24 protein-coding genes and 2 tRNA genes are annotated in these 25,949 nt (G+C 65.5%); 23 read left to right on the forward strand and 3 right to left on the reverse strand.

The window, feature by feature from the left end:
• Positions 1-28: 28 nt before the first annotated feature.
• The 5 genes from carA to BM060_RS17165 are packed head-to-tail and all read left to right on the forward strand — an operon-like array spanning position 29 to position 5,971.
• Complete coding sequence (carA, locus tag BM060_RS17145) at positions 29-1,165, forward strand: glutamine-hydrolyzing carbamoyl-phosphate synthase small subunit (protein WP_074981317.1); 1,137 nt, start codon at positions 29-31, stop codon at positions 1,163-1,165.
• Between the two features lie 26 nt (positions 1,166-1,191).
• Entirely contained in the window at positions 1,192-1,842 is a 651-nt protein-coding gene (gene leuE, locus BM060_RS17150) for a leucine efflux protein LeuE (protein WP_135499941.1), read from the forward strand.
• A 19-nt stretch (positions 1,843-1,861) separates the two neighbouring features.
• On the forward strand, positions 1,862-5,083 hold the full coding sequence (gene carB / locus BM060_RS17155) for a carbamoyl-phosphate synthase large subunit (protein ID WP_074981321.1): 3,222 nt from the start codon (positions 1,862-1,864) through the stop codon (positions 5,081-5,083).
• Positions 5,080-5,556, forward strand: a complete 477-nt coding sequence (gene greA, locus BM060_RS17160; RefSeq protein WP_074981323.1) for a transcription elongation factor GreA — start codon at positions 5,080-5,082, stop codon at positions 5,554-5,556. Before carB ends, greA begins: the two co-directional genes overlap by 4 nt.
• A 10-nt stretch (positions 5,557-5,566) precedes the next feature.
• Positions 5,567-5,971: a hypothetical protein gene (locus tag BM060_RS17165; RefSeq protein WP_024128096.1), complete on the forward strand. Its 405-nt coding sequence runs from the start codon at positions 5,567-5,569 to the stop codon at positions 5,969-5,971.
• Positions 5,972-6,019: 48 nt separating this feature from the next.
• Here BM060_RS17165 and BM060_RS17170 read toward each other — a convergent pair whose 3' ends face one another.
• Complete coding sequence (locus BM060_RS17170) at positions 6,020-6,334, reverse strand: YhbY family RNA-binding protein (protein WP_043318578.1); 315 nt, start codon at positions 6,332-6,334, stop codon at positions 6,020-6,022.
• A gap of 78 nt (positions 6,335-6,412) precedes the next feature.
• Between BM060_RS17170 and rlmE the strand changes: the two genes are divergently transcribed.
• From rlmE to BM060_RS17260, 18 genes are all read left to right on the forward strand, one after another.
• Positions 6,413-7,036 (forward strand): 23S rRNA (uridine(2552)-2'-O)-methyltransferase RlmE, encoded by a 624-nt coding sequence (gene rlmE, locus BM060_RS17175; protein WP_074981325.1) that lies wholly within the window; start codon positions 6,413-6,415, stop codon positions 7,034-7,036.
• Positions 7,037-7,234: 198 nt separating this feature from the next.
• Positions 7,235-9,154, forward strand: a complete 1,920-nt coding sequence (ftsH, locus tag BM060_RS17180) for an ATP-dependent zinc metalloprotease FtsH (protein WP_074981328.1) — start codon at positions 7,235-7,237, stop codon at positions 9,152-9,154.
• Positions 9,155-9,163: 9 nt separating this feature from the next.
• Entirely contained in the window at positions 9,164-10,033 is an 870-nt protein-coding gene (gene folP, locus BM060_RS17185) for a dihydropteroate synthase (protein WP_074981330.1), read from the forward strand.
• Positions 10,030-11,370, forward strand: a complete 1,341-nt coding sequence (glmM, locus tag BM060_RS17190) for a phosphoglucosamine mutase (RefSeq protein ID WP_074981333.1) — start codon at positions 10,030-10,032, stop codon at positions 11,368-11,370. The genes folP and glmM overlap by 4 nt, the downstream gene beginning before the upstream one ends.
• Positions 11,371-11,435: 65 nt before the next feature.
• Positions 11,436-12,191, forward strand: coding sequence for a triose-phosphate isomerase (gene tpiA / locus BM060_RS17195; RefSeq protein ID WP_009613048.1), 756 nt, complete (start codon positions 11,436-11,438; stop codon positions 12,189-12,191).
• A 2-nt stretch (positions 12,192-12,193) separates the two neighbouring features.
• Positions 12,194-12,586 carry a preprotein translocase subunit SecG gene (secG, locus tag BM060_RS17200; RefSeq protein WP_074981335.1) on the forward strand — a complete coding sequence of 131 codons (393 nt, stop codon included), beginning with the start codon at positions 12,194-12,196 and terminating at the stop codon, positions 12,584-12,586.
• Between the two features lie 13 nt (positions 12,587-12,599).
• Positions 12,600-12,685, forward strand: a tRNA-Leu gene (locus tag BM060_RS17205).
• Positions 12,686-12,774: 89 nt separating this feature from the next.
• Positions 12,775-12,851, forward strand: a tRNA-Met gene (locus BM060_RS17210).
• Between the two features lie 128 nt (positions 12,852-12,979).
• The gene (rimP, locus tag BM060_RS17215) at positions 12,980-13,438 is read left to right on the forward strand and encodes a ribosome maturation factor RimP (protein ID WP_009613046.1); all 459 of its coding nucleotides are present in this window, start codon (positions 12,980-12,982) and stop codon (positions 13,436-13,438) included.
• Between the two features lie 46 nt (positions 13,439-13,484).
• The gene (gene nusA / locus BM060_RS17220) at positions 13,485-14,966 is read left to right on the forward strand and encodes a transcription termination factor NusA (RefSeq protein ID WP_074981337.1); all 1,482 of its coding nucleotides are present in this window, start codon (positions 13,485-13,487) and stop codon (positions 14,964-14,966) included.
• 27 nt (positions 14,967-14,993) lie between these two features.
• Complete coding sequence (gene infB, locus BM060_RS17225) at positions 14,994-17,522, forward strand: translation initiation factor IF-2 (RefSeq protein ID WP_074981339.1); 2,529 nt, start codon at positions 14,994-14,996, stop codon at positions 17,520-17,522.
• 103 nt (positions 17,523-17,625) lie between these two features.
• Complete coding sequence (gene rbfA / locus BM060_RS17230) at positions 17,626-18,015, forward strand: 30S ribosome-binding factor RbfA (protein WP_074981341.1); 390 nt, start codon at positions 17,626-17,628, stop codon at positions 18,013-18,015.
• Between the two features lie 3 nt (positions 18,016-18,018).
• Entirely contained in the window at positions 18,019-18,933 is a 915-nt protein-coding gene (gene truB / locus BM060_RS17235; RefSeq protein ID WP_074981343.1) for a tRNA pseudouridine(55) synthase TruB, read from the forward strand.
• Positions 18,934-19,032: 99 nt separating this feature from the next.
• The gene (rpsO, locus tag BM060_RS17240) at positions 19,033-19,302 is read left to right on the forward strand and encodes a 30S ribosomal protein S15 (protein WP_009613036.1); all 270 of its coding nucleotides are present in this window, start codon (positions 19,033-19,035) and stop codon (positions 19,300-19,302) included.
• Between the two features lie 167 nt (positions 19,303-19,469).
• Complete coding sequence (gene pnp, locus BM060_RS17245) at positions 19,470-21,575, forward strand: polyribonucleotide nucleotidyltransferase (RefSeq protein ID WP_074981345.1); 2,106 nt, start codon at positions 19,470-19,472, stop codon at positions 21,573-21,575.
• 288 nt (positions 21,576-21,863) lie between these two features.
• Complete coding sequence (locus BM060_RS17250; RefSeq protein WP_074981347.1) at positions 21,864-23,282, forward strand: hypothetical protein; 1,419 nt, start codon at positions 21,864-21,866, stop codon at positions 23,280-23,282.
• Positions 23,283-23,476: 194 nt separating this feature from the next.
• The gene (locus BM060_RS17255) at positions 23,477-23,827 is read left to right on the forward strand and encodes a BON domain-containing protein (RefSeq protein ID WP_009613032.1); all 351 of its coding nucleotides are present in this window, start codon (positions 23,477-23,479) and stop codon (positions 23,825-23,827) included.
• A 52-nt stretch (positions 23,828-23,879) separates the two neighbouring features.
• A complete protein-coding gene (locus BM060_RS17260; RefSeq protein ID WP_061562801.1) occupies positions 23,880-24,077 on the forward strand; it encodes a CsbD family protein in 198 nt (65 codons plus the stop codon).
• A 54-nt stretch (positions 24,078-24,131) separates the two neighbouring features.
• Here the strand turns inward: BM060_RS17260 and BM060_RS17265 are convergent, their stop codons facing one another.
• Entirely contained in the window at positions 24,132-25,583 is a 1,452-nt protein-coding gene (locus tag BM060_RS17265; RefSeq protein ID WP_074981349.1) for a rhomboid family intramembrane serine protease, read from the reverse strand.
• 59 nt (positions 25,584-25,642) lie between these two features.
• Positions 25,643-25,939 (reverse strand): DUF2845 domain-containing protein, encoded by a 297-nt coding sequence (locus tag BM060_RS17270; RefSeq protein ID WP_074981351.1) that lies wholly within the window; start codon positions 25,937-25,939, stop codon positions 25,643-25,645.
• Positions 25,940-25,949: the final 10 nt, after the last annotated feature.

Below are 25,949 nucleotides of genomic sequence, written 5' to 3' on the forward strand. Positions count from 1 at the left end.
AGCCAGGCTTGATTCACGGGAGGTCTTCTTGACTAAGCCAGCCATACTTGCACTTGCCGACGGCAGCATTTTTCGCGGTGAAGCCATCGGTGCCGATGGTCAGACCGTCGGCGAGGTGGTGTTCAACACCGCCATGACCGGCTACCAGGAAATCCTTACCGATCCTTCCTATGCCCAACAGATCGTCACCCTGACCTATCCGCACATCGGCAACACCGGGACCACCCCGGAAGACGCCGAAGCCAACCGCGTCTGGGCCGCCGGCCTGATCATCCGCGACCTGCCGCTGCTGGCCAGCAGCTGGCGCAACAAGCAGTCGCTGCCCGACTACCTGAAGGAAAACGGCACCGTCGCCATCGCCGGCATCGACACCCGCCGCCTGACGCGCATCCTGCGCGAGAAGGGCTCGCAGAACGGCTGTATCCTCGCTGGCGACGACGCCACCGAAGAGAAGGCGCTGGAGCTGGCGCGTTCCTTCCCGGGCCTGAAAGGCATGGACCTGGCCAAGGTGGTTTCCGCCACCGAGCGCTACGAGTGGCGCTCCAGTGTGTGGAACCTGGAAACCGACAGCCACCCGGAAATCCCCGCCGCCGAACTGCCCTACCACGTGGTCGCCTACGACTACGGTGTCAAGCTGAACATCCTGCGCATGCTGGTGGCCCGCGGCTGCCGCCTGACCGTGGTGCCGGCGCAGACCCCGGCCAGCGAAGTGCTGGCGCTGAACCCGGACGGCATCTTCCTCTCCAACGGCCCCGGCGACCCCGAGCCGTGCGACTACGCCATCCAGGCCATCCGCGAGTTCCTCGACACCGAGATTCCGGTCTTCGGCATCTGCCTCGGCCACCAGCTGCTGGCCCTGGCGTCGGGCGCCAAGACCATGAAGATGGGCCACGGCCACCACGGCGCCAACCACCCGGTGCAGGACCTGGATACCGGCGTGGTGATGATCACCAGCCAGAACCACGGCTTCGCCGTCGACGACCAGAGCCTGCCGGGCAACCTGCGCGCCACCCACAAGTCGCTGTTCGACGGCACCCTGCAGGGCATGGAGCGCACCGACAAGGCGGCCTTCAGCTTCCAGGGCCACCCGGAAGCCAGCCCCGGCCCGCACGACGTGGCGCCGCTGTTCGACCGTTTCATCTCGGCCATGGCCGAGCGTCGCTGAGATCTGCGAAGAGGTAAGCGAAGATGATGCCGACCCTGGGAATCACCGACCTCTGGACCTACGTCCTGGGTACGCTGTTCATCGTCCTGCTGCCGGGCCCGAACTCGCTGTTCGTGCTGGCCACCGCCGCCCAGCGTGGCGTCGCCGGCGGCTACCGGGCGGCCAGCGCGGTGTTCCTGGGCGATGCCATCCTGATGCTGCTCTCGGCCCTGGGCATCGCCTCGCTGCTCAAGGCCGAGCCGGTGCTGTTCCTCGGCCTGAAGTACGCCGGCGCCGCCTACCTGTTCTACCTGGGCCTGGGCATGCTCCGCGGCGGCTTGCAGAAGCTGCGCCAGCCGCTGGAACAGGCCGCCCCGGCGAAGGACGTGGACGTCGCCCAGCCGTTCCGCAAGGCGCTGCTGCTGAGCCTGTCGAACCCCAAGGCGATCCTCTTCTTCGTGTCCTTCTTCATCCAGTTCGTCGACCCGGGTTATGCCTACCCCGGCGTGTCGTTCCTGGTGCTGGGCACGATCCTTGAGGTCATCAGCGCCCTCTACCTCAGCTTCCTGATCTTTTCCGGTGTGCGCCTGGCGGCCTGGTTCCGCCGCCGGCAGCGACTGGCGGCCGGCGCCTCGAGCGGCGTCGGCGCCCTGTTCGTCGGCTTCGGCGTGAAGCTGGCCAGCGCAACCCTTTCCTGAATATTGCAACGAGAGTCCCATGCCCAAGCGTACAGACATCAAGAGCATCCTGATCCTCGGTGCCGGCCCCATCGTCATCGGCCAGGCCTGCGAATTCGACTACTCCGGCGCCCAGGCCTGCAAGGCCCTGAAGGAAGAAGGCTTCCGCGTCATCCTGGTGAACTCCAACCCGGCCACCATCATGACCGACCCGGCCATGGCCGACGCCACCTACATCGAGCCGATCAAGTGGCAGACCGTGGCCAAGATCATCGAGAAGGAGCGCCCCGACGCGCTGCTGCCGACCATGGGCGGCCAGACCGCGCTGAACTGCGCGCTGGATCTGGAGCGCCACGGCGTGCTGGAGAAGTTCGGCGTCGAGATGATCGGCGCCAACGCCGACACCATCGACAAGGCCGAGGACCGCTCGCGCTTCGACAAGGCCATGAAGGCCATCGGCCTGGCCTGCCCGCGCTCGGGCATCGCCCACAGCATGGAAGAGGCCTACGGCGTGCTGGAGCAGGTCGGCTTCCCCTGCATCATCCGTCCGTCCTTCACCATGGGCGGCACCGGCGGCGGCATCGCCTACAACCGCGAAGAGTTCGAAGAAATCTGCGCCCGCGGCCTGGACCTGTCGCCGACCAACGAACTGCTGATCGACGAATCGCTGATCGGCTGGAAGGAATACGAGATGGAGGTTGTCCGCGACAAGAAGGACAACTGCATCATCGTCTGCTCCATCGAGAACTTCGACCCCATGGGCGTGCACACCGGTGACTCCATCACCGTGGCCCCGGCGCAGACCCTGACCGACAAGGAATACCAGATCATGCGCAACGCCTCCCTGGCGGTGCTGCGCGAGATCGGCGTGGAGACCGGCGGTTCCAACGTGCAGTTCGGCATCTGCCCGGACACCGGGCGCATGGTCGTGATCGAGATGAACCCGCGGGTGTCCCGCTCCTCGGCCCTGGCCTCCAAGGCCACCGGCTTCCCGATCGCCAAGATCGCCGCCAAGCTGGCCGTCGGCTACACCCTCGACGAGCTGCAGAACGACATCACCGGCGGCCGCACCCCGGCGTCCTTCGAGCCGGCCATCGACTACGTCGTGACCAAGGTGCCGCGCTTCGCCTTCGAGAAATTCCCCAAGGCCGACGCCCGCCTGACCACCCAGATGAAATCCGTGGGCGAGGTCATGGCCATCGGCCGTACCTTCCAGGAGTCGGTGCAGAAAGCCCTGCGCGGCCTGGAAGTGGGCGTCGCCGGCTTCGATCCGAAGCTCGACCTGGCCGACCCGGAAGCCGAGGGCATCCTGCGCCGCGAGCTGACCGTGCCGGGCGCCGAGCGTATCTGGTACGTGGCCGATGCCTTCCGCGCCGGCAAGAGCATCGAAGAAGTCTTCGCCCTGACCAAGATCGACGAATGGTTCCTGGTGCAGATCGAGGACCTGATCAAGGAAGAAGAGAAGGTCAAGACCCTCGGCCTGTCCGGCATCGACGCCGACCTGATGCGCAAGCTCAAGCGCAAGGGCTTCTCCGACGCGCGCCTGGCCAAGCTGCTCGGCGTGACCGAGAAGAATCTGCGCAGCCACCGCCACAAGCTGAAAGTCGTGCCGGTGTACAAGCGCGTGGACACCTGCGCCGCCGAATTCGCCACCGACACCGCCTACATGTACTCGACCTACGAGGAAGAGTGCGAGGCCAACCCGTCCGGCCGCGACAAGATCATGATCCTCGGCGGCGGCCCGAACCGCATCGGCCAGGGCATCGAGTTCGACTACTGTTGCGTGCACGCGGCGCTGGCGATGCGCGAAGACGGCTACGAGACCATCATGGTCAACTGCAACCCGGAGACCGTCTCCACCGACTACGACACCTCCGACCGCCTGTACTTCGAGCCGGTGACCCTGGAAGACGTGCTGGAGATCGTCCGCGTCGAGCAGCCCAAGGGCGTGATCGTCCAGTACGGCGGCCAGACCCCGCTGAAACTCTGCCGCGCCCTGGAAGAGGCCGGCGTGCCGATCATCGGCACCAGCCCCGACGCCATCGACCGCGCCGAGGACCGCGAGCGCTTCCAGCAGATGGTCCAGCGCCTGAACCTGCGCCAGCCGGCCAACGCCACCGCGCGCAGCGAAGACGAGGCCCTGAGCCTGTCGAAGAACATCGGCTACCCGATGGTGGTGCGCCCGTCCTACGTACTGGGCGGCCGGGCGATGGAAATCGTCTACCAGGAAGAAGAGCTCAAGCGCTACATGCGCGAGGCTGTGAAGGTCTCCAACGACAGCCCGGTGCTGCTGGACCGCTTCCTCAACTGCGCCATCGAAGTGGACATCGACGCGGTCTGCGACGGCGAGACCGTGGTGATCGGCGCCATCATGCAGCACATCGAGCAGGCCGGCGTGCACTCCGGCGACTCCGCGTGCTCGCTGCCGCCGTACTCGCTGCCCAAGCACATCCAGGACGAGATCCGCGAACAGGTCAAGAAGATGGCCCTGGAGCTGGGCGTGGTCGGCCTGATGAACGTGCAGATGGCGGTGCAGGGCGAGGACATCTACGTGATCGAGGTGAACCCGCGCGCCTCGCGTACCGTGCCCTTCGTCTCCAAGTGCATCGGCGAATCCCTGGCCAAGGTCGCGGCGCGCGTCATGGCCGGCAAGAGCCTCGAGGAAGTCGGCTTCACCGAAGAGGTGATCCCGCCGTACTATAGCGTCAAGGAAGCGGTGTTCCCGTTCGCCAAGTTCCCTGGCGTCGACCCCATCCTCGGCCCGGAAATGAAATCCACCGGCGAGGTCATGGGCGTGGGCGACAGCTTCGGCGAGGCTTTCGCCAAGGCCCAGCTGGGCGCCAGCGAGATCCTGCCGAACGCCGGTTGCGCCTTCATCAGCGTCCGCGAGGACGACAAGCCGCAGGCCGTGCAGGTCGCCCGTGACCTGGTCGCGCTGGGCTTCGAGGTGGTCGCCACCGCCGGTACCGCCAAGGTGATCGAGGCGGCCGGCCTGCCGGTGCGTCGCGTGAACAAGGTGACCGAGGGCCGCCCCCACGTGGTCGACATGATCAAGAACGACGAAGTCACCCTGATCATCAACACCACCGAAGGCCGCCAGTCGATCGCCGATTCCTATTCGATCCGTCGTAACGCCCTGCAGCACAAGATCTACTGCACCACCACCATCGCGGCGGGGCAGGCGATCTGCGAGGCGCTCAAGTTCGGTCCCGAGAAGACCGTTCGCCGGCTGCAGGACCTGCATGCAGGAATCAACGCATGAGCAAATTCCCGATGACCGTCCAGGGCGCTCGCGCCCTGGAAGAAGAACTGAAGCACCTGAAGACCGTTCTGCGTCCGCAGATCACCCAGGCCATCGCCGAAGCGCGTGAGCTGGGCGACCTCAAGGAAAACGCCGAGTACCATGCCGCCCGCGAGCAGCAGGGCATGTCCGAGGCGCGTATCCGCGACATCGAGGCCAAGCTGTCCAATGCGCAGATCATCGACGTCACCGTCATCCCGCACACCGGCAAGGTGATCTTCGGCACCACCGTGGACATCGCCAACGTCGAGACCGACGAGACCGTGACCTACCAGATCGTCGGCGACGACGAGGCCGACATCAAGGGCGGCAAGATCTCGGTCAACTCGCCGATCGCCCGCGCGCTGATCGGCAAGACCGAGGGCGATGCGGTGCTGGTCCGCACTCCCGGCGGCGACGTCGAGTACGAGATCGTTGAAGTCCGCCACGCCTGAGTCGCGTCCGCTGAAAGCCGCCGCAGCCAGTTGGTTGCTGGCCCAGACCTTCTGGGTCGGCGGCCTCTGGCTGTTGCGTTTCGTGGTCCTGCCGGCGCTGCAGAAGGTCGGCCTGGCGCCGCTGCTGGTGCAGTCGGTGGCCGATGCCCTGACGCCGCTGCTGGTGGGTTTCGCCGGCTTCTGCGCGCTGCTCCAGGTATTGGTGCTGGTGACCGCGCAAGGCTTATCCAGCCTCTGGCGCGAGATGCGCGGGCAATTGCTGCTGACGGTGCTGGCGATGGTGGCGAGCTACCTGGTGGTGAACCAGCTGGCGCCGGATGCCCAGCGCTGGCTGCTGTTCAACTACCTGGTGCTGGCCCTGTGCGGCGTGCTGCTGGTGCTGCAGCCGGTACCTGGGCGGGACGCGGCGCGCTGAGCGCCGGAGGGAGCCTTGGCCGGGCGCCTGGGCGCCCGGCCTGCGCTGTCACAGGCCGCTGTAGCGGCTGACGTTCGACAGGTTGCGGTTCGGCTTGGGATTGCGGCGGTAGACCAGGGCCATCTTGCCGATGGTCTGGATCAGCTCGCAACTGCCGTTCCGGCACAGCTCGTCGATCAGCGCGCGGCGATCGTCGCGCTCGGTGATGCGGAACTGCACCTTGATCAGTTCGTGATCGTTGAGCGCACGCTCCAGCTCGGCCATGACGCCTTCGGTAAGACCGTTTTCGGCAACGGTCAATACAGGCTTCAGGTGGTGGCCGATAGATTTGAACTGTTTCTTCTGCTCCTGAGTGAGCGCCATAATCAGACCCCTGGGAAAAAAGGCGGATATTCTACCCGAGTTTCGGTTTACCGGGTGCCCGCTCAGACGAGGTAACAAGTGGCCCGTTCCAAGACTAGCCATCGCTGGCTGAAAGAACACTTCGACGATCCGTACGTGAAGATGGCGCAACGCGACGGCTACCGCTCGCGCGCCAGCTACAAGCTGCTGGAGATCCAGGAGAAGGATCGCATCCTGCACCCGGGCATGACCGTGGTCGACCTCGGCGCCGCGCCGGGCGGCTGGTCGCAGGTCACCAGCCGGGTGATCGGCGACAAGGGCACGCTGATCGCCTCGGACATCCTGCCGATGGACAGCATCCCGGACGTCACCTTCATCCAGGGCGACTTCACCGAGGACGAGGTCTTCGCCCGGTTGCTCGAGGCCATCGGAGAAAATCCGGTAGACCTTGTGATTTCCGATATGGCCCCCAATATGAGTGGACTGCCCGCCGTGGACATGCCCCGTGCGATGTTCCTCTGCGAGCTGGCGCTGGACCTGTGCACCCGGGTGCTGCGACCGGGCGGCGATTTCCTGATCAAGATCTTCCAGGGCGAGGGCTTCGACACCTACCTGAAGACGGTCCGCGAGAATTTCGAGAAGGTGCAGATGCGCAAGCCGCTGTCCTCCCGCGACCGCTCCCGCGAGCAATATCTGCTCGCACGGGGCTTCCGCGGGGCCTAGACTGCGACGAATGGGCCGTCTGTCCGTCCACTCCACGCAAGTAGGGCTTGTCCCGGCTCGCGCCGGGGTTCATAAAGGGTTACAGACGCCTCCTACGTCGCTAGGGGTTGTGTAGTAATTTGGCCGGAAGGAGTCTGGCCGTCGTGTGAAGCGGTTTCCAGGGCGGAGCCGGCTTCAGAGGGTAATCAATTGAACGACATGGCAAAGAACCTGATCCTGTGGTTGATCATCGCGGCGGTGCTGGTCACCGTGATGAACAACTTCTCCAGTCCGAGCGAGCCGCAGACGCTCAACTACTCGGACTTCATCCAACAGGTGAAGGAAGGCAAGGTCGAGCGGGTTACCGTCGACGGCTACGTGATCACTGGCAAGCGCCAGGACGGGGACACCTTCAAGACCGTCCGTCCGGCGATCCAGGACAACGGCCTGATCGGCGACCTGGTCAACAACAACGTGGTCATCGAGGGCAAGCAGCCCGAGCAGCAGAGCATCTGGACGCAACTGCTGGTCGCCAGCTTCCCGATTCTGGTGATCATTGCCGTGTTCATGTTCTTCATGCGCCAGATGCAGGGCGGCGGCGGTGGCCGCGGCGGCCCGATGAGCTTCGGCAAGAGCAAGGCGCGCCTGCTGTCCGAGGACCAGGTCAAGACCACCTTCGCTGACGTCGCCGGCTGCGACGAGGCCAAGGAAGAGGTCAGCGAGCTGGTCGAGTTCCTCCGTGATCCGGGCAAGTTCCAGCGCCTGGGCGGCCGCATCCCGCGCGGCGTGCTGATGGTCGGCCCGCCCGGTACCGGCAAGACCCTGCTGGCCAAGGCCATCGCCGGCGAGGCCAAGGTGCCGTTCTTCACCATCTCCGGTTCCGACTTCGTCGAGATGTTCGTCGGCGTGGGCGCCTCCCGCGTGCGCGACATGTTCGACCAGGCCAAGAAACACGCCCCGTGCATCATCTTCATCGACGAGATCGACGCCGTCGGCCGCCATCGTGGCGCCGGCCTGGGCGGCGGTCACGACGAGCGCGAACAGACACTCAACCAGTTGCTGGTGGAGATGGACGGTTTCGAGATGAACGACGGCATCATCGTCATCGCCGCGACCAACCGTCCGGACGTGCTCGACCCGGCGCTGCTGCGCCCGGGCCGCTTCGACCGCCAGGTGGTGGTCGGCCTGCCGGACATCCGCGGCCGCGAGCAGATCCTCAAGGTGCACATGCGCAAGGTCCCGCTGGGCGACAACGTCGACGCGGCGGTGATCGCCCGCGGTACTCCGGGCTTCTCCGGCGCCGACCTGGCCAACCTGGTCAACGAGGCCTCGTTGTTCGCTGCCCGTTCCAACAAGCGCATCGTCGACATGCGCGAGTTCGAGCTGGCCAAGGACAAGATCATGATGGGCGCCGAGCGCAAGACCATGGTCATGTCCGAGAAGGAGAAGAAGAACACCGCCTTCCACGAGGCCGGCCACGCCATCGTCGGCCGCCTGGTGCCGGAGCACGACCCGGTCTACAAGGTTTCCATCATCCCCCGCGGCCGCGCCCTGGGCGTGACCATGTTCCTCCCCGAGGAGGATCGCTACAGCCTGTCCAAGCGCGCCTTGGAAAGCCAGATCTGCTCGCTGTTCGGCGGCCGTATCGCGGAAGAGATGACCCTTGGCTTCGAAGGCGTCACCACCGGCGCCTCCAACGACATCATGCGTGCCACCCAACTGGCGCGGAACATGGTCACCAAGTGGGGCCTGTCCGAGAAGCTCGGCCCGCTGATGTACGCCGAAGAGGAGGGCGAGGTGTTCCTCGGCCGCAGCGCCGGCAGCCAGCACGCCAACGTGTCCGGCGAGACCGCCAAGCTGATCGATCAGGAAGTGCGGCGCATCATCGACGACTGCTACGGCACCGCCAAGCGTCTGCTGGAAGAGAACCGCGACAAGCTCGACATGATGGCCGACGCGCTGATGAAGTACGAAACCATCGACGCCGACCAGATCGACGACATCATGGCCGGCCGTGTGCCGCGCGAGCCGCGCGACTGGCAGGGCGGCGGTTCCGGTTCCTCCGGCTCGGCGACAGCCAGCCGCGACGAGGGTGGCCGCAAGGAAAACCCCATCGGTGGGCCCGCCGGCGAGCACTGAGAGCACTAGATGAGTTTCGAGCTGTACCCGACCCGGTTGCCTTGCGGCAACCGGGTTCTTGATTTAGGGCGTACCCATGTCATGGGTATCCTCAACGTCACCCCGGACTCCTTCTCCGACGGCGGCCGCTTCAGCCAGCGCGACGTCGCGTTGCGCCACGCCGTCGCGATGGTCGAGGCTGGCGCCAGCCTGATCGATGTGGGCGGCGAGTCGACCCGTCCGGGCGCGCGCCTGGTGTCGCCGACCGAGGAGCTGGAGCGCGTGGCGCCGGTGGTGGAAGCCATCGCCCGCGAACTGGACGTGGTGATTTCCGTCGATACCTCGACGCCTGCGGTGATGCGCGAGACCGCGCGCCTGGGCGCCGGGCTGATCAACGACGTGCGTTCGCTGCAGCGTGACGGCGCGCTGGATGCCGCGGTGGATACCGGCCTGGCCGTGTGCCTGATGCACATGCGCGGCGAGCCGAGCAGCATGCAGGACGACCCGCGCTACCCCGACATCCTGGCCGAGGTGCATGGCTTCCTCGCCGAGCGCATCGCCGTCTGCGAGGCGGCGGGAATCGCGCGCGAGCGCCTGGTGCTGGATCCCGGCTTCGGCTTCGCCAAGACCCAGGCGCATAACCTGGTGTTGTTCCAGCGCATGGAGCGTCTGCTGGAACTGGGCTGCCCGCTGCTGGTCGGAGTGTCGCGCAAGAGCATGATCGGCCGCGCGCTAGGGCGCGAGGTCGGTGACCGTCTGTATGGCAGCCTGGCGCTGGCGGCCTTGGCCGTGGCCAAGGGGGCGCGCATCATTCGCGTGCACGACGTTGCCGAAACGGTGGATGTGGTCCGCATGATCGATGCGGTGGAACAGGCTAAGGAAGAAGGAATGACAGCATGAGCAGGAAATATTTCGGTACCGATGGCATCCGTGGCCGCGTCGGCACGCCGCCGATCACGCCGGACTTCGTGCTCAAGCTGGGCTGGGCGGTAGGTATGGCTTTCCGCCAGCAGGGCAAGTGCCGCGTGCTGGTCGGCAAGGACACGCGGATTTCCGGCTACATGTTCGAATCGGCCCTGGAGGCCGGCCTGTCGGCCGCCGGCGCCGACGTGATGCTGCTGGGCCCGATGCCGACCCCCGGCATCGCCTACCTGACGCGCACCTTCCACGCCGAGGCCGGCATCGTCATCAGCGCCTCGCACAATCCCCACGACGACAACGGCATCAAGTTCTTCTCCGGCCAGGGCACCAAGCTGCCGGACGACGTCGAGCTGATGATCGAAGAACTGATCGACACGCCCATGACGGTCGTCGACTCCGCGCGCCTGGGCAAGGTCTCGCGGATCAACGACGCCGCCGGCCGCTACATCGAGTTCTGCAAGAGCAGCGTGCCCACCAGCACCGACTTCTCCGGCCTGCGCCTGGTCGTCGACTGCGCCCATGGCGCCACCTACAAGGTCGCGCCCAGCGTGTTCCGCGAGCTGGGTGCCCAGGTTTCGGTGATCGGCGCGCAGCCCAACGGCCTGAACATCAACGACAACTGCGGTTCCACCCACGTCGCCGCGTTGCAGGCGGCGGTCATCGCCGAGCAGGCTGACATGGGCATCGCCTTCGACGGCGACGGCGACCGCGTGATGATGGTCGACCATACCGGCGCGGTGGTGGACGGCGACGAGATCCTCTTCCTGATCGCCCGTGACATGCAGGAGCGCAACCGCCTGCAGGGCGGCGTGGTCGGCACCCTGATGAGCAACCTGGGCCTGGAACTGGCCCTGGCCGACCTGCAGATCCCCTTCACCCGGGCCAAGGTCGGCGACCGCTACGTGATGGCGGAAATGCTCGATCGCGGCTGGCAGTTGGGTGGCGAGAACTCCGGCCACGTGGTCTGCGCCCAGCACACCACCACCGGCGACGCCATCATCGCCTCGCTGCAGGTGCTGATGGCGCTGAAGAGCCGCGGCCAGACCCTCGCCGAGGCGCGCCAGGGCATCCGCAGGTTCCCGCAGGTGCTGATCAACGTGCGCTACCAGGGCAAGGACGTCGATCCCATCGAGCATCCGGCGGTCAAGGAGGCTTGCGCCCGCGTCACCGAAAGCATGGCTGGCCGTGGTCGCGTGCTGCTGCGCAAGTCCGGCACCGAACCGCTGGTGCGGGTGATGGTCGAGGGCGACGAAGAGACCCGGGTGCGTGCCTACGCCGAACAGCTGGCGAAGGTCGTAACCGAGGTATGTGCTTGATTTCTCTTGTCAGTCCGATTTTTGTCGAGTAACATCTGCGCCCACTTTGCTCAGCGAGGTACAGCATGCGTCGACCCTTAGTGGCCGGGAACTGGAAAATGCACGGTACCCGCTCCAGTGTTGCGGAGCTGATCAAAGGCTTGCGACAACTGGCTCTGCCTACAGGTGTCGACGTGGCGGTTCTGCCGCCCTGTCTGTACATCAATCAGGTTCTTCAGGGCCTGGATGGCAAGGCGGTTGCGGTCGGTGCGCAGAACTGCGCTATCGAGCCGATGCAGGGCGCCCTCACGGGCGAGATTGCTGCCAGCCAGCTGGCCGATGCCGGTTGTTCCCTGGTTCTGGTGGGGCACTCCGAGCGCCGCCAGGTGCTGGGCGAAAGCGATGGTGTCATCAGTCGCAAGTTCGCCGCGGCGCAATCCTGTGGCCTGGTTCCTGTGTTGTGCGTGGGCGAGACCCGCGAGCAGCGCGAAGCCGGCAAGACCCTCGAGGTCGTCGGGCGTCAGTTGAGCTCGGTGATAGAAGATTTGGGCGTCGGGGCTTTCTCCCGCGCCGTAGTGGCTTACGAGCCGGTGTGGGCAATCGGGACGGGGCTTACCGCCTCGCCTGAAGAAGCCCAGGAAGTACATGCGGCCATCCGTGCGCAATTGGCGGCAGAGAATGCCGAGGTCGCCCGCGGGGTTCGCCTGCTTTACGGCGGTAGCGTCAAGGCAGCGAACGCGGTCGAACTGTTCGGCATGCCGGACATCGATGGGGGGCTGATTGGTGGTGCCTCCCTGAATGCGGATGAGTTCGGCGCGATCTGTCGCGCCGCGGGAAGCTGAAGATGCTGGAAACAGTTGTAATCGTGATTCACCTGCTGATGGCGCTGGGTCTGGTTGTACTGGTCCTGCTTCAGCATGGCAAGGGTGCGGATGCCGGTGCCTCCTTTGGCGCTGGTGCTTCGGGTACCGTTTTCGGTAGCCAGGGTTCCGCAACCTTCCTCAGTCGTTTTACTGCTGTACTGGCTGCAGTTTTTTTCATTACCAGCTTGGGTTTAGCGTATTTCGCTAAAGAAAAAGCTGATATGATACGTCACATCGGACTTCCTGATCCGGCAGTGATGGAGCAGAAGCAGGAGAAGGTCCCGGCAACCTCCGACGTGCCGGCGACCCAGGGGCAGCAACAAGCCCCGGCAGCTGGCAACGGTGACGTTCCGGCAGCTCCTGAGCAGAAGTAAGGCAAAGGTTTTTGCCGAGGTGGTGGAATTGGTAGACACGCTACCTTGAGGTGGTAGTGGCCATAGGCTGTAGGGGTTCGAGTCCCCTCCTCGGTACCATATACGAAGCCCCGCATGCGGGGCTTTCGTTTCCGGTGCGTCGGTTGACCTGGATAGGGTGTAACCGTATAATTTCGCACCAGCTTTGACGCGGGATGGAGCAGTCTGGTAGCTCGTCGGGCTCATAACCCGAAGGTCGTTGGTTCAAATCCAGCTCCCGCAACCAGTTATGGCAGAGCCCCTTTTCAGGGGCTTTTTGCTAGCTGGACAGTCCGCGCCGCCGTTGCTGGGCGGCCCTTTAGGGATGGGCGTTTCGCCCATTTTTCGTTTCTACGGCATACGCGAGGCGATCAGGTGTCGAGCAAGCTAGAACAGTTGCAGGCCTTGCTGGCCCCTGTGGTAGAGGCGCTCGGCTACGAGTGCTGGGGCCTCGAGTTCCTGTCCCAGGGACGTCATTCCCTGCTGAGGGTTTATATCGACAAGGCCGACGGCATCCTGATCGAGGACTGCGAGACGGTCAGTCGTCAGGTCAGCGGCGTGCTCGACGTCGAGGACCCGATCAGCGGCGAATACACCTTGGAAGTTTCCTCCCCGGGTATGGACCGCCCGCTGTTCACCCTCGAGCAGTTCGCCCGCTACGTTGGCGAGCAAGTGAAGATCAAGTTGCGCGTGCCCTTCGAGCGACGCCGCAACTTCCAGGGCGTCCTCCGCGGTGTGGAGGAGCAGGACGTGGTGGTCCTGGTGGATGACCATGAATACCTGCTGCCGATCGATTCGATCGATAAGGCCAACATCATTCCCCGATTTGAGTGAGCCGCGGATCAAGCGGATTCCAATGGATTGAAAGGCGAGGCGTACGATGAGCAAAGAAGTACTGCTGGTTGTTGAGTCGGTATCCAACGAGAAGGGTGTACCGCCCGGCGTGATTTTCGAGGCGTTGGAACTGGCTCTGGCGACCGCCACCAAGAAGCGTTTCGAGGACGAGGTCGACCTGCGCGTGCAGATCAACCGCACCAACGGCAACTACGACACCTTCCGTCGCTGGACCGTGGTCGAGGACGAAGACTACTCCAACCCGGCCGCCGAGCTGACCGTCGAAGACGTGCAGGAAAGCCATCCGGGCACCAAGGCCGGCGACGTCATCGAAGAGAAGATCGAGTCCATCGAGTTCGGCCGCATCGCCGCCCAGACCGCTAAGCAGGTCATCGTGCAGAAGGTCCGCGAGGCCGAGCGCGCCCAGGTGGTCGACGCCTACCGCGAGAAGGTCGGCGAGATCATCTCCGGCACCGTCAAGAAGGTCACCCGCGACAACGTCATCGTCGACCTGGGCAACAACGCCGAAGCGCTGCTGGCCCGCGACCAGATCATCCCGCGCGAGACCTTCCGCGTCGGCACCCGCGTGCGTGCCCTGCTCAAGGAAATCCGCAGCGAGAACCGCGGCCCGCAACTGGTCCTCTCGCGCACCGCGCCGGAGATGCTGGTCGAACTGTTCCGCATCGAAGTGCCGGAAATCGCCGAGCAGCTGATCGATGTCATGGCCGCTGCCCGTGACCCGGGCTCGCGCGCCAAGATCGCGGTCCGCTCCAAGGACAAGCGCATCGACCCGCAGGGCGCCTGCATCGGCATGCGCGGTTCGCGCGTCCAGGCCGTGTCCGGCGAGCTGGGCGGCGAGCGCGTGGACATCGTCCTGTGGGACGACAACCCTGCGCAGTTCGTCATCAACGCCATGGCTCCGGCCGAAGTGGCAGCCATCATCGTCGACGAAGATACCCACACCATGGATATCGCCGTCGCCGAGGACAACCTGGCCCAGGCCATCGGCCGCAGCGGCCAGAACGTCCGCCTGGCCAGCCAACTGACCGGCTGGACGCTGAACGTGATGACCGAGGCCGACATCCAGGCCAAGCAGCAGGCCGAGACCGGCGACATCCTGCAGCGCTTCGTCGACGAGCTGGATGTCGACGAGGAACTGGCCCAGGTGCTGGTCGAGGAAGGCTTCACCACCCTGGAAGAAATCGCCTACGTACCGATGGAAGAGATGCTCAACATCGACGGCTTTGACGAAGACATCGTCAACGAGCTGCGCTCGCGCGCCAAGGACCGTCTGTTGACCAAAGCCATCGCGACCGAGGAAAAACTTGCCGACGCGCAACCGGCCGAAGACCTGCTCAGCCTCGATGGCATGACCAAAGAGCTGGCCTTGGACCTGGTGCTGCGTGGCGTAACCACCCGTGAAGATCTTGCCGAGCAGTCTATCGACGACCTGCTCGACATCGACGGCATGGACGAAGAGCGTGCCGGCAAGTTGATCATGGCCGCCCGGGCCCATTGGTTCGAGTAAGCATTCGCGGCCTGAGGAGAGAAATGCATGACGCAAGTCACGGTGAAAGAACTGGCCAAAACGGTCGATACGCCGGTCGAGCGCCTGCTGCAGCAGATGCGCGAGGCGGGCCTGCCGCACAGCAGTGCCGAGCAGGTAGTGACCGACAACGAAAAGCAGGCTCTGCTGGCGCACCTCAAGGGTAGCCACGGCGATCGCCTGGAAGAACCGCGCAAGATCACCCTGCAGCGTAAGACCACCTCCACCCTGCGGGTGGCCGGCAGCAAGACGGTGAGCGTCGAGGTCCGCAAGAAGAAGACCTACGTCAAGCGCAGCCCCGACGAGATCGAGGCCGAGCGCCAGCGCGAGCTGGAAGAGCAGCGTGCCGCGGAAGAAGCCGCACGCCTGAAGGCCGAGGAAGAAGCTCGTCAGAAAGCCGAGGCCGAAGCCCGTCGCGCAGCGGAAGAAGCGGCTCGCCGCCAGCCCGAACAGGCTCCCCAGTCGGCGGCGCCCGTGGCGGTTGCCGCCCAGGCTCCGGCTGCGGCTCCCGCTGCCCCCGTCGCGGCCCCGGCCGCTGGCGAGGAGCGCAAGAAGGAAGCCGAAGTACGCCGTCCGCCGAAGCGCGAAGAGGAAGACGAGCGCCGCGATCGCAAGCATGCCCAGCATCGCCCGTCGATCAAGGAAAAGGAAAAGACCACCGCTCCGCGCGTTGTCCGCTCCGGCGTGGATGACGATGACAGTTTCGGTCGTCGTGGCGGCGGTCGCGGCAAGGCGAAGCTGAAGAAGCGTAACCAGCACGGGTTCCAGAGCCCGACAGGACCGATTGTGCGTGAAGTGAGTATCGGCGAGACCATCACAGTTGCTGAGCTGGCTCAGCAGATGTCGGTGAAGGGCGCCGAAGTCGTCAAATTCATGTTCAAGATGGGCACCCCGGTGACCATCAACCAGGTGCTCGACCAGGAGACCGCCCAGCTGATCGCCGAGGAACTCGGCCACAAGGTCAAGCTGGTCAGCGAGAACGCCCTGGAAGAGCAACTGGCCGAGTCGCTGAAGTTCGAAGGCGAGGCGGTAGCCCGTGCGCCGGTAGTGACCGTGATGGGTCACGTCGACCACGGCAAGACCTCGCTGCTCGACTACATCCGCCGTGCCAAGGTGGCCGCGGGCGAAGCCGGCGGCATCACCCAGCACATCGGCGCCTACCACGTGGAAACCGACCGCGGCATGGTCACCTTCCTCGACACCCCCGGCCACGCCGCGTTCACCGCGATGCGTGCCCGTGGCGCCCAGGCGACCGACATCGTCATCCTGGTGGTGGCGGCCGACGACGGCGTCATGCCGCAGACCCAGGAAGCCGTCCAGCACGCGAAAGCCGCTGGCGTGCCGATCGTGGTCGCGATCAACAAGATCGACAAGCCCGACGCCAACCCGGACAACATCAAGAACGGCCTGGCCGCGCTCGACGTGATCCCGGAAGAGTGGGGCGGCGACGCACCCTTCGTGCCGGTCTCGGCGAAGATGGGTACCGGTGTCGACGAGCTGCTCGAAGCCGTGCTGCTGCAGGCCGAAGTCCTGGAACTCAAAGCCACCCCGTCGGCCCCCGGCCGTGGCGTGGTGGTCGAATCGCGCCTGGACAAGGGCCGTGGCCCGGTAGCCACCGTGCTGGTTCAGGACGGTACCCTGCGCCAGGGCGACATGATCCTCTGCGGCGTGAACTACGGCCGCGTGCGCGCCATGCTCGACGAGAACGGCAAACCGATCAAGGAAGCTGGCCCGTCCATTCCGGTCGAAATCCTCGGCCTGGACGGCACGCCGGACGCCGGTGACGAAGTGACCGTGGTCGCCGACGAGAAGAAGGCCCGCGAAGTCGCGCTGTTCCGCCAGGGCAAGTTCCGCGAGGTCAAGCTGGCTCGCCAGCAGTCGGCCAAGCTGGAAAACATCTTCGAGAACATGGGCCAGGAAGAGAAGAAGACCCTCAACATCGTCCTCAAGGCCGACGTGCGTGGTTCTCTGGAAGCCCTGCAGGGCTCGCTCAGCGGCCTGGGCAACGAAGAAGTGCAGGTCCGCGTGGTCGGCGGCGGCGTCGGTGGCATCACCGAATCCGATGCCAACCTGGCGCTGGCCTCCAATGCGGTGCTGTTCGGCTTCAACGTCCGTGCCGACGCCGGTGCGCGCAAGATCGTCGAGGCCGAAGGCCTGGACATGCGTTACTACAACGTGATCTACGACATCATCGAAGACGTCAAGAAGGCCCTGACCGGCATGCTCGGCAGCGATGTCCGCGAGAACATCCTGGGTATCGCCGAAGTGCGTGACGTGTTCCGTTCGCCGAAGTTCGGCGCGGTCGCCGGCTGCATGGTCACCGAGGGCCTGGTGCACCGCAACCGTCCGATCCGCGTACTGCGCGACGACGTGGTGATCTTCGAAGGCGAGCTGGAATCGCTGCGCCGCTTCAAGGACGACGTGGCCGAAGTCCGTGCCGGCATGGAGTGCGGTATCGGCGTGAAGAGCTACAACGACGTCCGCGTCGGCGACAAGATCGAAGTGTTCGAGAAGGTCGAAGTCGCTCGTACCCTGTAAGGGCCGACGAGCGTAAACGCAGCGCCCGGGTCAGCCTTGCTGATCCGGGCGTTTGCCGCTTATTCGTCCGGTGCCCATGGGCCACCGGAAGCAGGTTAGGAAAATGGCAAAAGAGTACAGCCGTACCCAACGTATCGGCGATCAGATGCAGCGCGAACTGGCGCTGCTGATCCAGCGCGAGGTCAAGGACCCGCGCCTGGGCCTGGTGACCATCACTGGCGTCGACGTGGCGCGCGACCTGTCCCACGCCAAGGTGTTCATCACCGTGATGGGGCAGGACGACAACGCCGAGCTGATCAAGCAGAACGTCTCGATCCTCAACGACGCTGCCGGCTTCCTGCGCATGCACCTGGGCAAGGCGATGAAGCTGCGCACTGTGCCGCAGCTGCATTTCAGCTATGACGCCAGCATCCGCCGCGGTGCCGAGCTGTCGGCGCTGATCGAGCGGGCGGTGGCGGAAGACCGTCGTCACGGTGGCGGTTCCGAGGAGTAAGGCGTGGCCCAGGTGAAACGTATCCGCCGTGCGGTCAACGGCGTGCTGGTGCTCGACAAGCCGCGCGGCATGAGCTCCAACCAGGCCCTGCAGAAGGTGCGCTGGCTGCTCAATGCGGAAAAGGCCGGGCACACCGGCAGCCTCGACCCCCTGGCCACCGGCGTGCTGCCGCTGTGCTTCGGCGAGGCCACCAAGTTCTCCCAGTACCTGCTGGATGCCGACAAGGGCTACGAGACCGTGGCCCAGCTCGGCGTCACCACCACCACCGGCGACGCCGAGGGCGAAGTGCTCGAGGAACGCCAGGTGACCGTCGGTCGGGAGGCCCTGGAGGCCGTGCTGCCGCGTTTCCGTGGCGAAATAGAGCAGGTGCCGCCGATGTATTCGGCACTGAAGAAGGATGGCCAGCCGCTGTACAAGCTGGCCCGTGCAGGAGAGGTAGTGGAGCGCGAGGCGCGTTCTGTTACTATTGCGCGCCTGGAACTGCTGGCCTTCGAGGCGCCCTGCGCCACCCTGGCCGTTTCCTGCAGCAAGGGCACCTACATCCGCACCCTGGTCGAGGACATCGGCCGCGAGCTGGACTGCGGTGCCCACGTGGCCGCGCTGCGGCGTACCCAGGCGGGGCCCTTCGGCCTGGCCCAGGCGGTGACGCTGGAGGAACTGGTGCAGGCCCATGCCGAGGGCGGCAACGAGGCCCTCGACCGCTTCCTGCTGCCGGTGGACGCCGGCCTGGAGCACTGGCCGCTGCTGCAGTTGTCCGAGCACAGCGCCTACTACTGGCTGCACGGGCAGCCGGTGCGGGCACCCGAGGCACCGAAGTTCGGCATGCTGCGGGTACAGGATCACGAGGGTCGCTTCATCGGTATCGGTGAAGTGACCGACGACGGGCGCATCGCGCCGCGTCGACTGATTCGGTCGTAAGGCCGGAAACCCGAGGGTGGCTGTCAACAGGCACGGTCACACCTCCTTTATGAACACAGGGAAAAGTCCCTGGCCTGTTACCTCAGAGGAAAGCCCATCATGGCACTGAGCGTCCAAGAGAAAGCCCAGATCGTAAACGAGTACAAGCAAGCTGAAGGCGACACCGGTTCCCCGGAAGTGCAGGTTGCACTGCTGTCCGCCAACATCAACAAGCTGCAGGACCACTTCAAGGCCAACGGCAAAGACCACCACTCCCGTCGTGGCCTGATCCGCATGGTCAACCAGCGCCGCAAGCTGCTGGACTACCTGAAGAACAAGGACACCGCTCGTTACAGCGCCCTGATCGGTCGCCTGGGCCTGCGTCGCTAAGACGGCAAGCCTGAAGTGGGAAGCTGGGAGTCTGGGGTCGACGGTCGGTGCAAACCGGCCGTTGGCTTCGGGCTCCCGGCTTCTCGCTTTTTAGGGAATGTCATCGGGTCCGACTCCCGGCATTTCCACGATTTCCCCCAAGGCAACTAAGTGAAGGTAAAGACACCGTGAACCCGGTAACCAAGAAATTCCAGTTCGGTCAATCGACCGTAACCCTCGAAACCGGCCGCATCGCGCGCCAGGCCACCGGCGCCGTGCTGGTCACCATGGACGACGTCACCGTGCTGGTCACCGTCGTCGGTGCCAAGCAGGCCGACCCGAACAAGGGCTTCTTCCCGCTCTCCGTCCACTACCAGGAAAAGACCTACGCAGCCGGCCGCATCCCCGGTGGCTTCTTCAAGCGTGAAGGCCGTCCTTCGGAGAAGGAAACCCTGACCTCGCGCCTGATCGACCGTCCGATCCGCCCGCTGTTCCCCGAAGGCTTCATGAACGAAGTGCAGGTCGTCTGCACCGTCGTCTCCACCAACAAGAAGTCCGATCCGGACATCGCCGCCATGATCGGCACCTCCGCCGCCCTGGCGATCTCCGGCATTCCCTTCGCCGGCCCGATCGGCGCCGCCCGCGTGGGCTTCCACCCGGAAGTCGGCTACATCCTCAACCCGACCTACGAGCAACTGCAGAGCTCCAGCCTCGACATGGTCGTGGCCGGCACCTCCGACGCCGTGCTGATGGTCGAATCCGAAGCCGACGAGCTGACCGAAGACCAGATGCTGGGCGCCGTGCTGTACGCCCATGAAGAATTCCAGGCCGTCATCCGCGCCGTCGCCGAGCTGGCCACCGAAGCCGGCAAGCCGACCTGGAACTGGAGCGCCCCGGCCGAGAACACCACCCTGGTCAACGCGATCAAGGCCGAGTTCGGCGCCGCCATCTCCGACGCCTACACCATCACCGTCAAGCAGGATCGCTACGCGGCCCTGGACGCCCTGCGCGAAGAGATCGTCGCCAAATTCGCCGGCGAAGGCGAAGGCCAGTTCCCGGCCGGCGAAGTCAAGGACGTGTTCGGCCTGCTGGAATACCGCACCGTTCGCGAGAACATCGTCAACGGCAAGCCGCGTATCGATGGCCGCGACACCCGCACCGTGCGCCCGCTGAAGATCGAAGTCGGCGTGCTCGGCAAGACCCACGGCTCGGCCCTGTTCACCCGTGGCGAAACCCAGGCCCTGGTGGTCGCCACCCTCGGCACCGCCCGCGATGCGCAGCTGCTCGACACCCTCGAAGGCGAGCGCAAGGACCCCTTCATGCTGCACTACAACTTCCCGCCGTTCTCGGTGGGCGAGTGCGGCCGCATGGGCAGCCCGGGCCGTCGCGAAATCGGCCACGGCCGCCTGGCCCGTCGCGGCGTCGCCGCCATGCTGCCGTCGCAGGACGCGTTCCCCTACACCATCCGCGTGGTTTCCGAGATCACCGAATCCAACGGCTCCAGCTCCATGGCTTCGGTGTGCGGCGCCTCCCTGGCGCTGATGGACGCCGGTGTGCCGGTCAAGGCGCCGGTGGCCGGTATCGCCATGGGCCTGGTCAAGGAAGGTGACAAGTTCGCCGTCCTGACCGATATCCTGGGTGACGAAGACCACCTGGGCGACATGGACTTCAAGGTCGCCGGTACCGACAAGGGCGTCACCGCCCTGCAGATGGACATCAAGATCAACGGCATCACCGAAGAGATCATGGAGATCGCCCTGGAGCAGGCCCTGGAAGCGCGCCTGAACATCCTCGGCCAGATGAACCAGGTCATCGCCCAGCCGCGCGCCGAGCTGTCGGAAAACGCCCCGACCATGCTGATGATGAAGATCGATCCGGACAAGATCCGCGACGTCATCGGCAAGGGCGGCGCCACCATCCGCGGCATCTGCGAAGAGACCAAGGCCTCGATCGACATCGAGGACGATGGCAGCGTGAAGATCTACGGCGAAACCAAGGAAGCTGCCGAGGCCGCCAAGCAGCGCGTCCTGGGCATCACCGCGGAAGCCGAGATCGGCAAGATCTACGTCGGCAAGGTCGAGCGCATCGTCGACTTCGGCGCCTTCGTCAACATCCTGCCGGGCAAGGACGGTCTGGTGCACATTTCGCAGATCAGCGACAAGCGCATCGACAAGGTCACCGACGTGCTCAAGGAAGGCGAGGAAGTCAAGGTCCTGGTTCTGGACGTCGACAACCGCGGCCGCATCAAGCTGTCGATTAAAGATGTAGCAGCTGCCGAAGCCTCCGGCGTCTAAGAACCTGCCCACGATCTGCTGCGCGTCGGCATAACTGCGTTAAAAACAGGCGAGTGATGCTCATTTAGTGGACTAAACTGCGCTCCCTCGCCTGTTTGACTCGCTGCGCTCGCCCTTCGGGCCAGCCTTCGGCTGTTACTCCCGTTGGTCGTTGCGCCTTGTTCTGCTCTAGCTCGCGAGATCGTGAACAGGTTCTAAGCGGTAGCAAAATGAAAGAGGGCCCCTTGCGGGCCCTCTTTTTTTGCCTGGAAAATGGCGCCTCGCCAGCATGCAAGGACAGCCAGGCCGATGGACAAGCAATACTGCCACTACCACCAGGCGCAGCCCGCCACCTGGTTCTGCCTGCCCTGCCAGCGCCACTACGGCGACTGCTGCGTGCCGCTGAACGCCGAAGCGCCGGAATACGCCCCGGCCTGCCCGCTGTGCCGCAACGGCCTGCAGTACCTGGGCGCGGCCAACAGCGCCCAGCCGTTCTGGGAGCGCCTGCCGAAGTTCTTCGCCTACGCCCTGCAGCCGGGCCCGCTGATGTTCGCCGCGGCGCTGGCCCTGGCCAGCCTGTTCATGCCCGGCATGCTGCTGCTGTGGCTGGCCCTGCTGAGCGTGGCCACCAAGTACCTGCACAGCGTCATCGAGGTGGTCAGCCTGGGCAGCAACGAGGCGCCCGGCCTGGGCGAGGCCTTCGACCTCTCCAGCCTCGGCGCCTTCCTGCGCCAGCTGGCGGTGTTCGTCGTGGCCGCGGTGCTGCTCTGGCTGGCCGCGGACTTCGACAATCCCTCGCTGTTCTGGGCGGTGAACGTCGCCCTGGTGCTGGTGCTGCCGGCCAGCGTCATCCGCCTGGCCCTGGACAAGAGCCTGGGCGCGGCGCTCAGCCCGGTGGAGGTCGGCCAGGTGATCGGCGCCATGGGCTGGCGCTACCTGATCCTCTGCGTGTTCCTGTTCATCCTCTGGCAATCGCCGAACTACCTGGCCTGGCTGCTCGGCTTCGGCCTGCCCAAGGTAGTGCTGATGCCGGTGATGGTGGCGCTGCTCGGCTACTTCGGCGTGGTGATGTGCGCAATGATGGGTTACGCCGTGTTCCAGTACCAGGGCGCGCTGGGCTACGCGGTGGCCGGCGATGACCTCGTGCAGGGCTTCCCAGAGGCCGAATGGCGCCGGCGCAGGGCGCTGGCCGAGGCCGAGGTGCGGGTGAAGGAAGGGCAGGGCGGCGCCGCCGTGGAAACCCTGGCCGCGGCCCTGCGCCAGGACCCCGAGGACCTGCGCCTGAACGAGCGCTACCACCAACTGCTGTACGGGCTGAACGAGCGCGAGGCCTGCCTGGCCCACCTGGCGGACTACCTGCCCCTGGCGACGCGGCTGAACCCGCAACTGGCGGCCGGCGCGCTGCTCGATGCCCGGCAGTTGCAGGCCGACTACCTGCCGGACGACCCGCTGGTGTGCGAACGTATCGCCGAGGTGCTGCTGCAGCGGCACAAGGCCCGCGAGGCCCTGAGTCTGCTGCGCAACCTGCACCAGCGCTTCCCGCAGTACCCGCAGATTCCGCGGGCGTACCTGCTGGCCGCGCGCGGCTTCGCCGAAGGCCTCGGGCAACTGGAGCCGGCCAGCAAGCTGCTGGCGTTCATCCGCCAGCGCTACCCGGACACGCCGTTGCTCGCCGAGGTGGCCAGCCTGGAACAGGTGCTGGAGAAGATGGCCCGCCAGGGCGGTTAGCCCGTGCAAATTGCACGGCGCCTTGGCCCCCAGTGTGCAATTTGCCGGTCCAGGGGCCCCGGGCGATTTTGCTAGGTGTTTGATTTAAAAGGAATTAGCCTTCGCGGAAAAACTGGCCCGGAGCTTGCGATATCCCTTGTGAAACTGCCGCCAGGCATGGTCGCAGTTCCTTGCAAAGTACAGGAGAGATCGCCATGAAACACCGTTTCAGCAAACTGGCCCTTGCCGCTGCCACCGCTTCCGCCCTGAGCTTCTCGCTCGCCAGCCCGGTGTTCGCGCAACCGACGACCCTCGCTGCGAATGACACCGTGCAGAAGACCGAGGAAGCGGTTTCCGATACCTGGATCACCAGCAAGGTGAAATCCAGCCTGATCGCCAACAAGGACATCAGCGGCACCAGCATCAAGGTGGAAACCAACCAGGGCGTGGTCTCCCTGTCCGGTACCGTGAAGACCGACGCCGAGCGTGACCTGGCGATCGAAACCACCAAGGGCATCAAGGGCGTCAAGGCGGTATCCGCCGACGGCCTGAAGGCCGTGGACTGACAATGGCGGCCCGGCTCGCGCCGGGCCTGCCCATCGAACGAGGAATAGCGTGATGAATTCCGACGTGATCAAGGGCAAGTGGAAGCAGCTGTCCGGCACCCTGAAGGAAAAGTGGGGCAAGCTGACCGACGACGACCTGCAAGTGGCGGACGGACATGCCGAATACCTGGTCGGCAAGCTGCAGGAACGCTACGGCTGGAGCCGCGACCGCGCGGAGCGGGAAGTCCGCGACTTCAGCGACCGCCTGTAATCCAGCGCGAGGTTTCACTGGGCCCCGCCGGCGCAAGCCGGCGGGACCTTTTCGTCAGCGCGCCAGTTGCTGCTGGTAGAGCGCCAGCTGCCGCGTCTGCTCGGCTTCGGGGTAGCGCTGGCGGAGGAACTGCGCCAGCTCGCGCAGGCCCTGGCTGTCGCGCTGGGCGCCGAGGCGCTTGGCCAGTTGCAGCGTCATCTGCGGCAGCTGCGCCGGGTGCTGGCTGCTTTTCGCCAGGCGCCGCCAGGCACCCAGGGCGCGCGGCCCGTCTTCCAGTTGCAGGAGCCGTTGCAGCAGGTGCAGCTGCACCGCGGGGTGGGCCAACTGGCGCTGTTTCTCCGCGGCGCTGTCGTCGGCCAGGCGGCGCAGCAGTCCGGTGGCCTCGCTCGGCGGCAGGGCGAACAACTGCTTGAGCACGGCACCGAGCAGCGCGGCGTCCTGGCGGGAGACGGCCACACCGTACAGGCGTTCGATCAGCAGCAGGCGCCCGGGGTGGCGCTGCAGCAGGTCCTGCCCGCGGCTCGCCGCCTGGTCCAGGGCGAAGCGGCCGATCAGCGCGTCGAGGGCGGCCAGGTCGCGCTTGAAGCCGGCGTCGGGGTCTTCCTTGGCCAGGTAGGCCTCGTCGACCTTCAGCCGCCCGAAGCGGCGCGGCAGCCACACCAGCAGGAAGCCCGAGGCCAGGCCGCCGAGGTGGGCGTAGTAGTTGACGTGGTCGGCGGCGCGCAGCAGGCCGTAGAGCTCCTTGCCCATCCACAGCGGCAGTATCCACAGCGCCGGCGCGCTGAAGTAGCCGAGCAGCGGCCCCAGCCAGTAGAAGAAGCGGATGCGCCGCAGCCCGTAGACGCCAATGTACATGCCCATGAGCCCGGAGATGGCGCCGGAGGCGCCGATGCCGGTCACCCACACCGGGTCCAGCGCCCACCACAGCAGGCCGGAGCACAGCCCGCTGGCCAGGTACAGGGCGAGGTACTTGAGGCGGCCCAGGGCGATTTCCAGGGCGAAGCCGAAGATGAACAGGAACACCATGTTGCCGGCCAGGTGCCAGAAGTCGCCGTGCAGGAACATGGAGCCGAACAGCCCCTGCAGGCTGAACTGCGCCGGGATGAAGCCGAAGCGCAGCGAACTCAGGCGGTCGCGCGCGGCCTCGGCGCTGGCCCGCGCCGACTGCCAGGCCGGGTCCTGCTGGAAGGCCGGCTGGCCGCGCAATTCATGGCCGAACTCCAGGTCGCGGAGGATCAGCCAGGCCAGGTCCTGGCGGCGCAGGCCGTCGATGGCGCGCTTCTGGTTGTCGTCCAGCTTCTCGCGGCGCGCCAGCGATTCGCCGAACAGCGCGCGCTCGCGGCCCAGCAGGTCCAGCTCCAGGTAGACGCCGACGGCCTGTTCCTGGCGCGCCCGGTCGCCACCCTGGTAGACGAAGAAGATCAGGCAGTTGAGCAGGATCAGCAGCAGCGTCACCAGCGGCGGTTTCTTCCAGTCCAGCGGGTGTTCGGCGGGCACGATGAGCATGGGCGACCTGTCCTTGGCGGTGATGGCGCGAGACTATCACCGGCACCGGGCGCTGTCTGTCAGTTGCTGCGCTTGCTCTGGATGGCGTCGACGCGGTTGCCGCGCAGGCGCACGAAATACAGCATGCCGTTCCAGGGCCCGTAGATCCATTCCTCCACCCGCACCTCCTCGCGCTGGCCCCAGTCGCCGACGACGATGCGGTTGCCCAGGTAGGAACGGTCCACCGGCTGGCCGCAGCGTTCGAGCACGTCGCTGCTGGTGTCGCCGCTGCTGATCAGGCGGCTGCCGCAGCGCAGGCTGTCGGCCAGCGCCGGGGCGGCGGCGAGCAGCAGCAGGGGGAGGAGGAACAGGCGCATGGCGGCTCCG

The sequence above is a fragment of the Pseudomonas citronellolis genome (genome assembly GCF_900112375.1).
In the GTDB taxonomy this organism is placed as follows: domain Bacteria; phylum Pseudomonadota; class Gammaproteobacteria; order Pseudomonadales; family Pseudomonadaceae; genus Pseudomonas; species Pseudomonas citronellolis.